14 protein-coding genes are annotated in these 12,134 nt (G+C 64.9%); 9 read left to right on the forward strand and 5 right to left on the reverse strand.

Annotated features, from left to right (window positions below; all coding sequences use genetic code 11):
- Positions 1–389 precede the first annotated feature (389 nt).
- Both KWO_RS11790 and KWO_RS11795 read right to left on the reverse strand, forming a co-directional pair.
- Complete coding sequence (locus tag KWO_RS11790) at positions 390–659, reverse strand: BolA family protein (RefSeq protein WP_010382200.1); 270 nt, start codon at positions 657–659, stop codon at positions 390–392.
- Positions 656–955, reverse strand: coding sequence for a YciI family protein (locus tag KWO_RS11795; RefSeq protein WP_010372935.1), 300 nt, complete (start codon positions 953–955; stop codon positions 656–658). The genes KWO_RS11790 and KWO_RS11795 overlap by 4 nt, the downstream gene beginning before the upstream one ends.
- 366 nt (positions 956–1,321) lie before the next feature.
- Between KWO_RS11795 and KWO_RS11800 the strand changes: the two genes are divergently transcribed.
- Genes KWO_RS11800 through KWO_RS11810 form a run of 3 tightly spaced genes read left to right on the forward strand, consistent with a single transcriptional unit; the run spans position 1,322 to position 5,091 of the window.
- The gene (locus KWO_RS11800) at positions 1,322–2,227 is read left to right on the forward strand and encodes a segregation and condensation protein A (RefSeq protein WP_010372932.1); all 906 of its coding nucleotides are present in this window, start codon (positions 1,322–1,324) and stop codon (positions 2,225–2,227) included.
- Between the two features lie 13 nt (positions 2,228–2,240).
- A complete protein-coding gene (scpB, locus tag KWO_RS11805) occupies positions 2,241–3,443 on the forward strand; it encodes an SMC-Scp complex subunit ScpB (RefSeq protein WP_010382202.1) in 1,203 nt (400 codons plus the stop codon).
- Positions 3,436–5,091: a pseudouridine synthase gene (locus KWO_RS11810; RefSeq protein WP_017113700.1), complete on the forward strand. Its 1,656-nt coding sequence runs from the start codon at positions 3,436–3,438 to the stop codon at positions 5,089–5,091. Before scpB ends, KWO_RS11810 begins: the two co-directional genes overlap by 8 nt.
- 207 nt (positions 5,092–5,298) lie before the next feature.
- Here KWO_RS11810 and KWO_RS11815 read toward each other — a convergent pair whose 3' ends face one another.
- On the reverse strand, positions 5,299–5,736 hold the full coding sequence (locus tag KWO_RS11815; RefSeq protein ID WP_010372925.1) for a hypothetical protein: 438 nt from the start codon (positions 5,734–5,736) through the stop codon (positions 5,299–5,301).
- A 163-nt stretch (positions 5,737–5,899) separates the two neighbouring features.
- Here KWO_RS11815 and KWO_RS11820 point away from each other — a divergent pair, with 163 nt between their 5' ends.
- Complete coding sequence (locus KWO_RS11820; RefSeq protein ID WP_278023071.1) at positions 5,900–6,670, forward strand: glutaminyl-peptide cyclotransferase; 771 nt, start codon at positions 5,900–5,902, stop codon at positions 6,668–6,670.
- Positions 6,671–6,749: 79 nt separating this feature from the next.
- Here the strand turns inward: KWO_RS11820 and KWO_RS11825 are convergent, their stop codons facing one another.
- Together KWO_RS11825 and KWO_RS11835 are read right to left on the reverse strand one after the other, a co-directional pair.
- Positions 6,750–7,562, reverse strand: a complete 813-nt coding sequence (locus KWO_RS11825; RefSeq protein WP_010372920.1) for an amidohydrolase — start codon at positions 7,560–7,562, stop codon at positions 6,750–6,752.
- Positions 7,563–7,935: 373 nt separating this feature from the next.
- Entirely contained in the window at positions 7,936–9,084 is a 1,149-nt protein-coding gene (locus tag KWO_RS11835) for a pyridoxal phosphate-dependent aminotransferase (protein WP_017112375.1), read from the reverse strand.
- 227 nt (positions 9,085–9,311) lie between these two features.
- On the opposite strand from KWO_RS11835, the gene ccmA reads away from it, so the two are divergent.
- The 5 genes from ccmA to ccmE all read left to right on the forward strand — a co-directional run bounded on the left by ccmA (position 9,312) and on the right by ccmE (position 12,129).
- Positions 9,312–9,956, forward strand: coding sequence for a heme ABC exporter ATP-binding protein CcmA (gene ccmA / locus KWO_RS11840; RefSeq protein WP_008573812.1), 645 nt, complete (start codon positions 9,312–9,314; stop codon positions 9,954–9,956).
- The gene (gene ccmB, locus KWO_RS11845) at positions 9,953–10,648 is read left to right on the forward strand and encodes a heme exporter protein CcmB (protein ID WP_010382229.1); all 696 of its coding nucleotides are present in this window, start codon (positions 9,953–9,955) and stop codon (positions 10,646–10,648) included. The genes ccmA and ccmB overlap by 4 nt, the downstream gene beginning before the upstream one ends.
- Positions 10,649–10,742: 94 nt before the next feature.
- Positions 10,743–11,495 carry a heme ABC transporter permease gene (locus tag KWO_RS11850; protein WP_010382232.1) on the forward strand — a complete coding sequence of 251 codons (753 nt, stop codon included), beginning with the start codon at positions 10,743–10,745 and terminating at the stop codon, positions 11,493–11,495.
- Positions 11,492–11,662: a heme exporter protein CcmD gene (locus KWO_RS11855; protein WP_010372903.1), complete on the forward strand. Its 171-nt coding sequence runs from the start codon at positions 11,492–11,494 to the stop codon at positions 11,660–11,662. The genes KWO_RS11850 and KWO_RS11855 overlap by 4 nt, the downstream gene beginning before the upstream one ends.
- Entirely contained in the window at positions 11,659–12,129 is a 471-nt protein-coding gene (ccmE, locus tag KWO_RS11860) for a cytochrome c maturation protein CcmE (protein WP_010372901.1), read from the forward strand. The genes KWO_RS11855 and ccmE overlap by 4 nt, the downstream gene beginning before the upstream one ends.
- Positions 12,130–12,134: the final 5 nt, after the last annotated feature.

Consider the following 12,134-nt stretch of genomic DNA (forward strand, 5'->3'; position numbering starts at 1 on the left):
GATGCGCCACCTGATGTGCTTGGTCAGGAGGTCCAACTGACGGTCCTCGGCCGAACTACGGCGCGTGCTCAGACGACACCGCTGCATTACCCCTATTCAGAAAGCTTGCTCGACGCCCGCGTGCTTTGGCTGCGACGAGGCTTGTCAGCGCGAGCACATCAAACTTGATCGCGTCAGCGTGTGGTCCTCTTGACCCTGCCCACTTCAGAGCGGCCGCCAGCCTGACGACGCAAAACATGCTCCATGAACGTCGGGCCTTGTCGCTCAACGCCGTTTTCGCGTGCAAGAGCGGCCACGGGCGCGAAAGGCCTAATCGTGCATCCCGCCGCGCGCAGGAGCGCTCTTGGCAACCGCAGGCGATCAAGCGAAAGCGCCTGCTCCGCGCCTGCCTACCCAGACTCGCCCGGCGCCAAAGCCTCGATCGACAACGCATGGATATCGGTCTGCATCATCTCGCCCACCGCGGCGTAGACCGCGCGGTGCCGAGCCAATGGCGGCTTGCCGGCAAAGGCGGTGCTGACCACGCGCACATTGAAATGCCCACGCCCGTCGCGCGCGCCGGCATGGCCGGCATGCCGGGCGCTGTCGTCCACCACATCGAGTTCGGTCGGTGCCAGCGCGGCCTGCAATGCCGCACGAATCTGCTCGACCCGGCTCATGGCAGCACCCGGCGGAACGGCCGGACCTCGGTGCGCGTATACACGCCAGCTTCCACATACGGATCGGCATCGGCCCAGGCACGCGCGTCTTCCAGTGCGTCGAATTCGGCAATCACCACGCTGCCGCTGAAACCGGCCGGGCCCGGATCTTCGGCATCGATGGCCGGGCATGGGCCCGCCACCAGCAACCGCCCCGCGGCCGCGAGCGCCTGCAAACGCGCCAGATGGGCCGGCCGCGCCTGCTGCCGTGCGGCCAATGCGTCCGCCCGGTCATACCCTTCGATTACGTACCACACACGCCACCTCGTCTCAGACTGGAAGATCAACCCGCAGATTCTAGCCGCGTCGGCGCTGGACACCGCCCCCGCGCACGCATTACCCTTGTCAACACTGCACACGCAACCGGACGCAGCGGCCCGTCGGCCCAGGCTCAACGCTGTTCTCGACGGCAGATTCGCTGCCCACCGCCGGCTCGCGTAGACGACCTCCTCAGCTGTTCCGTCGCCGCATGCCACGCGGCGCCTGCTTGCATGTCGATTGGCGTATGTAAATTTGTGGGATCGTGCCTGCACAAGCACGACATTGATCGCAATAACTCAAGGCAAGCCCTGCAGGCGCGGCTCAGACCGCGGCCGGCGACCGTAAGACCCGATGTCGACCTGATGAATTCCGAACTCGCGCACGTCGCGACTCCGCCAGCCACGAGCGCGCCGCCACAGCAGCAGGAAATGCCGCTGGCGGTGGTGCATGGGCAACCGGTGCTGCAGATCCCGCAGGATCTGTATATCCCGCCGGACGCTCTGGAAGTCATCCTGGATGCCTTCGAAGGTCCGCTGGACTTGCTGCTGTACCTGATCCGCCGTCAGAACCTGGACATCCTGGATATTCCCGTCGCCGAGATCACCCGGCAGTACGTGGACTACATTAATGTGATGCAGGAGCTGCGCTTCGAACTGGCCGCCGAATACCTGGTGATGGCCGCGATCCTGGCCGAGATCAAATCGCGCATGCTGTTACCGCGCCCGCCGAGCCAGGATGGCGAAGAAGACGATCCGCGTGCCGAACTGGTCCGCCGGCTGCAGGAATACGAACGCTTCAAGCAGGCCGCCGAGGATCTGGACACCCTGCCCCGCATGGGCCGCGACAGCGCGCCGGTGCAGGCGCATCTGCCCGAGCGCGCGGCGGTTAAGCTGCCGCCGCCGGTGGAATTGAAAGAAATGCTCATGGCACTGTACGACGTGCTCAAGCGCGCCGAGCTGTTTACCGGCCATGCGATCAAGCGCGAGGCACTGAGTGTGCGTCAGCGCATGGGCGATGTGCTGAGCCGCCTGGACGATGGCAAGTTCTACCGTTTCGAATCGCTGTTCACTGCCGAAGAAGGCAAGCTCGGCGTACTGGTCACCTTCCTGGCGCTGCTTGAATTGGCCAAGGAGCAGCTGCTGGATATCGTGCAGGAAGCGCCGCTGGCGCCGATCTACGTGAAGTCGCTGGCGTTGGGCAATACCAATGCGCCGTTGCAATTCTCCAGCGAATTCGACGACAGCGATGCCGCCAACGAACCCCTCTGAAGCCGATCACCGAATGGATCAAGCGCTGATCACCCGCATTATCGAAGCAGCCCTGCTGGCGAGCAGCCAGCCGTTGACGCTGGCGCAGCTGCAGGGCTTGTTTCCGGAAGAAGAACCGGCGCCGCCCGGCAGCGTGGAGCGCGCACTGGAATTGCTGAGCGAGGCCTGCGCCGAGCGTGGCGTGGAACTGGTCGAGGTGGCCTCCGGCTTCCGCTTCCAGGTCAAGGCCGACGTGCATGGCTGGGTCGCCCGGCTGTGGACCGAGCGCCGCACCAAGTACACCCGCGCCACGCTGGAGACCCTGGCGCTGATCGCTTACCGCCAGCCGATCACCCGCGGCGAGATCGAGCAGGTGCGCGGCGTGGCGGTCAGCAGCAACATCATCCAGGCGCTGGAAGAACGCGAGTGGATCCGCGTGGTGGGCCACCGCGACGTGCCCGGCAAGCCGGCCCTGTTCGGTACCACCAAAGGCTTTCTGGATTACTTCGGGCTCAAGCGATTGGATGAGCTGCCGCCATTGTCTGAATTGAAGGACATCGCTGAGCTGGAACCGCAGCTGCCGCTAGACCGCGACGGGCAGCTGGATGGCGCAGTGCCGGCCTCGGCGGCGATGGATGCGGCGCAGGGTCAAGCCGATGCGGCTGATGCTGAAGGCGCTGGTACGGCTGCAGCGGCTGACGAAGCAGGTGCTGATACTGCGAGCGCGGATGCAGAAGCCAACGCTGGCGCCGAGGCCAGCAACAGCGGCAGCAGCGATTCGCAAGATGGTTCGGAAGCGGACGAGGCCGATGCCTCGGCGACTCTGGCCGGCAACATCGACCCAGCGAGCGGTCACCAGAACAACGCCGAACCCGATCCTGAAAGTGAAACCGACATCGACACCGATGCCGACCAGCACACGCAGGAACCCGCCAGCGATGCCGGGTTAGACCAGCAAGACCACGATCTGGACAATGCAATCGACACTGAAGCGGCCGACGCAGTGAGCGAGCAGACACCGCAGCACCCCGAGCATGGCTCGGCGCACGACCAGAACACGCAATACCCAGATGACGCCCGTGAGGGCGACCCCGACACCGCGCCGGGAACGCGCGCGGATGCAGTGAACGAAGACGAAGACAACGCCGTCGCGACGACGACCGTGGCTGTTGACGAAGCCGATTCCGACCCAGAGGCCGACCCAAAACGCGTCGGCCGGAGCCAGACACATGAGTGACACCCCCCGCAAGCTGTCGTTGAACAAGCTTTCCCTCAAGCGCGACAGCGCGACAGAAGCCCCCAAGCTGGAAGAGCGCCTGCACAAGGTGCTGGCTCAGGCCGGCCTGGGTTCGCGCCGCGCGCTGGAACAGCGCATTGCCGATGGCCTGATCAAGGTCAATGGCGCTGTTGCGCAGACCGGCATGTCGGTGCGCAGCGGCGACAAGATCGAGCTGGACGGCCGCAGCTTCGTGGCCAGTGCACTGACCGAACCCTCGCGCGTGCTGATCTACAACAAGCCCGAAGGCGAAGTGACCACACGCGAAGATCCCGAAGGCCGCCCGACCGTGTTCGAGTCGCTGCCGGCATTGAAGGGCTCGCGCTGGATCGCGATCGGCCGCCTGGACATCAACACCACCGGCCTGTTGCTGCTGACCACCGACGGTGAGTTGGCCAACGCGATGATGCACCCCTCCTACGAGGTCGAACGCGAATACGTGGTGCGCGTGCGCGCCCCGGAAGGCGAAGAAAAGGTCTCAGACGCCATCATCGAGCGCCTGTCGCGCGGTGTGCTGCTGGAAGACGGCGGCGCCAAGTTCGACGAGATCGAACGCATCGGCGGCACCGATTCGCACGACTGGTTCCGCGTGGTGGTCAAGGAAGGCCGCAACCGCGAAGTACGCCGCCTGTGGGAATCGCAGGGTTGCCAGGTCAGCCGCCTCAAGCGCAGCCGCTACGGCAAGATTTCGCTACCGCGCGAACTGCTGCGTGGGCAGTCGGTGGAAGTGGCGCAGGAAAAGGTCGACGCCTTGCGCGCCGAACTCAAGCTGGAAGAAGGCGCACCTTCGGCGCTGACGCTGCAGCCGGTGATCGGCCAGCGCCGCGCCGCCAAGTCCACCGTGCACGTCTCGCGCGATGGCCGCAGCAATGCCTACGTCAACGGCCACACCTCCGGCGCCGATGAAGGCCGCGAGCTGCGTCGTTTCGACAACCTGCGCGAAGATCGCGGCCGCGGCGGTCGCGGCAAGCCGGGCGGTTTCAAGGGTGGCCTGACGGTCAGCGGCGAAGCAGCGGCCCGGCAGTCGCAGCAGCGCCCGTTCAAGCAGCGTGGCCCGGCCAAGGGCGACCGCGGTGCCTTGCCGGAAGGCAACCCTGCCGCGTTCCGCAGCTGGTATGTGCCCGATGGCGTGAGCACCGGCCCGAGCGGTCACCGCAATGCCGGGCCGAGCGGCCCGGGCACCGGCCAGGCACGCCCGTATGCGAAGAAAGGTCCGGGCGGCGCGCGTCCGGGGACTGGCGGTCCTGGTGGTGCCCGCTCGGGTGGTCCGGGGCGCGGCGGTGCCGGTGGTGGCGGGCAAGGTCAGTCGCAGGGTCAAGGCCAGGGGCAGCGCAAGCACCCGTATGGTCACCCGGGCAATGCACCGAGCTTCCCCTCGGATCACGCCAACCCGGGTTTCAGCCCGTACGGCGCGGCCTCTCCTGCTGGCCGCCCAAGCGGCGGCCGTCCGGGTCCGGGTGGTAACCGCGGTCCGGCATCTGCCAACCGTGGCCCCGGTGGTCCGGGTGGTGGCGCACGCGGCCCAGGTGGCGCACCGCGCGGTCCGGGCGGTCGCCCGCCGGGCGGCGGCAATCGTCGTCCCCCCGGTGGCGGTAATCGCGGTCGCTGAGTTGCGACGCGCGCATTAAAAAAACGGCCCTGCGAAGGGCCGTTTTTTTGTGGTGCTGAGGGCAGATTGCAGATCTAGGAGATGGCCCAAGCATCGGCAATGGCGTCTCGCGAGGCCGACGTGCACAAACTTCAGATACCTCTTCAGCCAGCCGCTGATCCCGTCATGCAGTGCTCGATCACTGAGCGCTGCTGCCGGATCACACGCTTACTTACGACGTTCGATCACGAAATTGCCGACCGCAACGCCCAGATCCACGCCCTCGCCCGTGCCTGCCAGCGCCAACGAGATATCGCCCTTGGTCACGACCTGGGCGGTGCTGGATTTGACCACGCCGGCATGCGCTTCGGCCGCGGCGTAGGTACCGAACAGATCGTTGAGGCTGTAGGCGCCGGAGAACGTGCCACGGCCGCCGACGATCTTGGACTTGCCGACGGTCAGGCCGCCGCCCTTGCTGGAAATCTTGACCGGGATGACCGCACCGTTATCGCACTTGATGGTGCCGGTGCCGCTGGCGGTCTTGTAGAACACCGACCAGCCGGACAAGTTGAATGACAGCTGGCAATCGATGTTGCCGGCGGCCTGCGCCTGCGGAGCCAGCGTGGCGGCGCCAAGCAGCGCCAACAGCGAAAGTGACTTGATCATATGAGCAGTGCCAGTGGTGGACATGGCGCGAGACTAGCAGCGCCGATGTGGCAGCCGCGACAAGGTCCAAGCGCGGCGCATGCGTTTGTTCAGCGAAGCCTTATCTGGCTTTGACATGGCGGCAGCGCTGCCACCTGCAGCCACGACGTGGGATGATCGCAGCATGCCACGCACCATTTACAGCCTGCTCTTCAGCGCCCTGCTGCTGCCCTCGCTCGCCCACTGCGGCGAGACGATTCCCACCCAGGGCTATACCGTCGTCAGGAGCTATCCGCACGACACCGCCGCCTTTACCGAAGGCCTGTTCTATCTCGACGGGCATCTATACGAGAGCACCGGCGAGTTGGGCCAGTCCAGTGTGCGCAAAGTCGACCTGGACACCGGCAAGGTCCTGCAGCAGGCCAACACGCCGCCGCCGTTCTATGGCGAAGGCATCGTTGCCTGGAAGGACCGCCTGATCCAACTGACCTGGCGCAATCAGCGCGGCTTCGTTTACGACCTGGCCACGCTGGCACCGCGCACGCAGTTCAGCTATTCCGGCGAGGGCTGGGCGCTCACCAGCGACAACCGCCAGCTCTACATGAGCGATGGCACCGCCAGCATCCGCCGGCTGGATCCACAAAGCCTGAAACAGATCGGCAGCATCAAGGTCACCGCCCGCGGCAAGCCGCTTGACAACCTCAACGAGCTGGAATGGGTGAAGGGCGAGCTGCTGGCGAACGTCTGGCTGACCACGCGCATCGCACGGATCGACCCGGCCAGCGGCAAAGTTATCGCCTGGATCGACCTCAAGGCACTGGTGCCAGATCCCGACACGTTGACCGACCCCACCAACGACGTGCTCAACGGCATCGCCTACGACGCCGAGCACGATCGCTTGTTCGTTACAGGCAAGCGCTGGCCGAAGATCTACCAGATCAAGTTGGCTCAGTAGCCGGGATTGGGGATTGGGGAGTAGTAACAGCGGATGGGCTGGCGTTTGCGCGGCAGTGGCGTGTACCAATCCCGAATCACTACTCCCTAATCTCGAACTGATCGGCATCCAGCATTGCCGGGAAGCGGGCGCGGTGTTCGGCCAGTGCAGTGGCGCTGATAGTGGTGGTGACAACCTGCTCGCGTTCGCGGATTTCCACCTGCGGCTGGCCAAGGAAATCGATCACTGCGCTGTCGCCGGCGTAATGCAGCTGATTGCCGTCCACGCCAATCCGGTTGACTGCGGCCACGAAGCACAGGTTTTCGATCGCGCGTGCGCGCAGCAGCGTCTTCCACGCATAGGCGCGTGCGGAGGGCCAGTTGGCCACGAAGAGTTGCAGATCGAAATCCAGCTTCCCCGGGCGTTCCACATCGAAGCGGTTGCGGCAGAACACCGGAAAACGCAGGTCGTAGCAAACCTGCGGATTGATCCGCCAGCCCTTCCATTCCACCGTCAGCCGCTCGCGCCCGGCCGCGTAGCGCAGATGCTCGTTGCCGAAGCGGAACAGGTGGCGCTTGTCGTAATACTGCAGTGCCCCGTCGGGCGTGGCCCAGAGCAGCCGATTGAACACACCTTCCTCAGCGCGCAACTGCACGCTACCGGTGACCGCCGCACCCAGGCGTGCGGCTTGCGCGCGCACCCACTCCACGGTCGGCCCGTCCATGCCTTCGGCCTTGTCGATGGCGTCGTTGGAGAACCCGCTGGTAAAGGTCTCCGGCAGGATCACCAGATCGGTCTGCCCGGCCAATGGCTCCAGCAGCGCACCGTAATACGCGCGGTTAGCGGCCGGGTCGTGCCAGCGGGTGTTGCCTTGGATCAGCGAAACTCTCAAATCCTGCGTGACGTGTGTCATCCCCAACGTACTCCGATGCAAAGCGTGCCAACCAGGCACAGCAACCCTAATGTGGGTGTCACTCAGGGCAGATGGCGAACCAAGCGATTGGCGGTGGTAAGCCGCTCCTCGGGAGTGGATACAGCCAGATAGCGTGCCACATAGCGATCTCTTCGGAACGGCACCACGCCGAAATCCATCCCCACGCGCTGACCTCGGTCAACGAGTCCAGTCATGTCATGACATGGCAATAAAAAAGCGCGCTGTCGACGACACCGCTGGCGAACGCCAATCCGAACGTAATCCCAAAGTAGGTTGCGGTGATTGACATCAACGTGATCCTTTGTGCGCGACGGCTGCAGCTTGCGAACCGTCATTTATCGATTCAATCGCATTACAACCGCTGCAACCGCTCGATCGCGGCATCCAATGTCGCATCGTTCTTGGCAAAGCACAGCCGCGCCAGACGCTGACCAGCCGGTGCATTTTCATAGAACGGCGACAACGGGATCGCCGCTACGCCCTTCTCCACCGTCAGCCATTTCACGAATTCGGTATCCGGCAGATCGCTGATGGCTGAGTAGTCCACTAGCTGGAAGTACCCGCCGGGCACGGGTAGCGGCTTCAACCGGGTGGTCAGCAACTGTTCGCGGAAACGGTCGCGCTTGGCTTGGTAGAACGCGCCGAGTTGCTCGTCGTGCTGGGGCTCGTCGCGGATCATCGCGGCGAAGGCGTGCTGAGCCGGGCCGAAGCTGGTGAAGGTGTTGTACTGATGTACTTTGCGGAATTCGGCCGTGAGCGCGGGCGGCGCGATAGCGTAGCCAATCTTCCAGCCGGTGCAGTGGTAGGTCTTGCCGAAGCTGGAAATCACGAACGCGCGTTCGCGCAGTTCCGGCCAGCACAATACTGATTCGTGCCGGCGGCCGTCGAATACGATGTGCTCGTACACCTCATCCGACAGCAGAAAGATCTCGGTGCCGCGCAGCAGTTCGGTCAGCATCTGCATGTCGTCGGCCAAGAGCATCGCGCCGGACGGGTTATGCGGCGAGTTGATCATCAATAGCCGCGTTTTCGGCGTGATCGCGGCGCGCAGCGCATCCCAGTCGACTGCGAAGGTCTGAGGGTGCAGCGCCACGTGCACCGCACGTGCGCCGGCCAGATCGATCGCCGGCTCGTAGCAGTCGTAGGCGGGGTCCAGCACGATGACCTCTTCGCCGGCGCGCACGACCGCGTGGATGGCGTTGAAGATCGCCTCGGTGGCACCGCTGGTGACGGTGATTTCGGTGTCGACATCGACCTGCGCGCCATAGCAGCGCTGCGCCTTGCCGCCGATGGCCTGGCGCAATGTCGCCACGCCGGTCATCGGTGGGTACTGGTTGTGACCGGCCGCCATGGCCTTGGTCAGTTCGTCGACCAGCCGCTGCGGCACCGCGAAATCGGGAAAGCCCTGGCCCAGATTGACCGCGCCGTGCTCGGCCGCCAGCTGCGACATGACGGTGAAGATGGTGGTGCCCACCTTGGGTAGCTTGGTCGTGAGGGGCATGGTGCCTGTCCGGACAAGAAACGAGGGACCGCGAGTGTACGCAAAGCCGCCAGGCGGTTGCGCCGGGACACTGCAAAACAGCGTTCCCGACCCATCACGGTGCCCGCCACGCTGCCGCGCACGTCCCCGACATGCCACCATCGTCGCTACAATGCGCGCCCGGTCCGGTGCGTCCCCCTGCCCCGGTTCTTCCCCATGCCGTCCTGTGACGTGAGCCTGCTGCACCGATGATCGAACCGCTGCACACCGCGCCGCCGCTGCTGGCAGCGCACGCCCTGGCTTTCAGCCGCAACGAGGAGCCGGTGTTCGGCCCGCTGGATTTCCACGTCGATGCCGGCGAAGCGTTGTTGGTGCAAGGCGACAACGGCGCCGGCAAGACCACGCTGCTGCGCGTATTGGCCGGCTTGTTACATGTGGAGCGCGGGCAGATCCAGATCGACGGCAAGACCGCCAAGCGCGGCGACCGCAGCCGCTTCATGGCCTACCTGGGCCACCTGCCCGGCCTGAAGGCCGACCTCAGCACGCTGGAGAACCTGCATTTTCTGTGCGGTCTGCATGGCCGCCGCGCCAAGCAGATGCCCGGCAGTGCGCTGGCCATCGTCGGCCTGGCCGGTTACGAGGATGCGTTGGTGCGGCAGTTGTCGGCCGGCCAACGCAAGCGGCTGGCGCTGGCACGGCTGTGGCTGTCGCCAGCGCCGCTGTGGTTGCTGGACGAGCCCTACGCCAATCTGGATCTGGACGGCATCACCCTGGTCAACCGGATGATCTCCGCGCATCTGCGCGGCGGTGGTGCGGCGCTGGTCACCACTCACGGCGCCTATGCGGCGCCACCGGTGCGCACCCGCATGCTGACGCTGGAGGCTGCCGCATGAGCGCGCATTCGCCACAACCGTCGCTATGGCAGGCAGCCCGCGCGTTGCTGGCGCGCGACCTGCAACTGCTGTGGCGTCGCCGCGGCGATGCCTTGCAGCCGGCGCTGTTTGCGCTGCTGATCGTCGTGCTATTTGCGTTGGGCCTGGGCGGACGCCCGGACCTGCTGGCACAGGCCGCGCCAGCGGTGTTGTGGCTGTCGGTGTTGCTTGCCGGCCTGCTGTCGCTGGACGCCCTGTTCCGCAGCGATGTCGAAGATGGCTCGATGGAGCAATGGCTGCTCGCGCCGGTGCCGTTGGCCTGGTTGATCGCAGTGCGCGTGCTGCTGCATTGGGCAACCAGTGCGTTGCCACTGATTGCAGTCACGCCGCTGCTGGGCGAATTGCTGCACCTGCCGCATGACCAATTGCCGGTGCTGCTGGCATCGTTGGCACTGGGAACACCGCTTCTGAGTCTGCTCGGCGCCGTGGTCGCGGCACTGACGGTGACGATGAAACGCTCTGGTATTCTCGTGGCGTTGCTGGCGCTGCCGCTGTACGTGCCGGTGCTGGTGTTCGGTGCCGGCAGTGTGGCGGCCAGCGGGCAAGGACAGGATGCAGTGGGTGCGTTGTTGTTGTTGGGCGCCGGACTGGTGATCGGCGTGGTCCTGGCACCGCTGGCTGCAGCGGCCGCGATCCGCATTTCGTTGAGTTGAGCGCTGCAGTCGATGCATTGTCGATAGCACGCCCCGCACAACGCGTTGTTGCTGTTTCGAGAGCCAATGCCATTCCAAAGGCTACTGCCATCGCATGAACGTCGTCGTCCGCTGGTTCCACCAACTCGCATCGCCCCCGATCTTCGACCGTTTTACTGCGCGCTGGGCGCCTTGGTGCTATGCGCTGGCCGCGTTGTTGCTGGGTGTGGGCATCTGGCAAGCCTTGTTTGCGGTACCGGCGGATTACCAGCAAGGCGACAGCTTCCGCATTCTCTACATCCATGTGCCGAGCGCGTGGATGAGCCTGTTCGTGTTCGGACTGATGGCGCTGTATGCGGCCATCGCGCTGATCTGGCGCATTAAAATCTGCGAAATACTGGCGATGGCATGCGCGCCGATCGGTGCGGCATTCACCGTGATCACCCTGCTGACCGGCAGCATCTGGGGCAAGCCAATGTGGGGCGCCTGGTGGGATTGGGACCCGCGCCTGACCACCGAATTGATTCTGCTGTTTCTGTATCTGGGCGTGATCGGCCTGTATCACGCCATCGACGATCGTCGTCAGGCCGCACGCGCGGCGTCATTGCTGGCCATCGTCGGGGTGGCGCTGCTGCCGGTGATCCGCTATTCGGTGGTGTGGTGGAATTCGCTGCATCAGGGCCAGAGCATTCGCTTGCTCGGCCCGTCGACGATCGATGCCAGCATGCTGCTGCCGCTTTGGTTGATGGTGATCGGCACCAAGTTCTGGTTTGCCGGTTCGCTGCTGACGCGCGCACGCGCCGACAACCTGCGTCGCGAAGCCGGCAAGGCCTGGATCGTGCGCGACGCGCCGGAGGGAGCGGCATGAGCTACCTGCCCTACGTCATCGCCGCCTATGCGGTGTTCGTGCTGGTGCTGCTGTGGGACCTGATCGCCGGCCGTTGGCAGGTGCGTCGCGCATTGAAGACCGCCCAGGCGCGCCGCCTGCGTGAGCGCAAGCGCGCGGTGCCCAGCAATGCGGAGTTGATCCGATGAACCCGCAACGTCGACGCCGCCTGTGGCTGGTACTGGCGTTGGTGCTGGCCGGCGGGCTGGCAACCACGCTGATGGCGATGGCCTTGCAACGCAATGTGGCCTATCTCTACACGCCGTCGGAAGTGCTGCGTGGCGACGCCGGCGAGCATTCCCGTTTCCGGCTTGGCGGCATGGTCGAAAAAGGCTCGTTCAAACGCGCGTCCGGCTCGTTGGAAGCGCACTTCAGCGTCACCGATGGCGATGCCCAGTTGCCCGTGAGTTACGACCGCATCCTGCCGGACCTGTTTCGCGAGGGGCAGGCGGTGGTGGCCACTGGCCGCATGCAGCACGGTGTCTTCGTCGCCGAAGATGTGCTGGCCAAGCACGACGAAACCTACATGCCAAAGGAAGTTGCCGACAAGATGGGCAGCGCGCATCGCAAGCACGATGTCCCGGCCGCAGCGGACCAAGCTGGAGAGCTGCATTGATGGCG

The sequence above is a fragment of the Xanthomonas vasicola pv. musacearum NCPPB 4379 genome, assembly GCF_000277895.2.
In the GTDB taxonomy this organism is placed as follows: Bacteria; Pseudomonadota; Gammaproteobacteria; order Xanthomonadales; family Xanthomonadaceae; genus Xanthomonas; species Xanthomonas vasicola.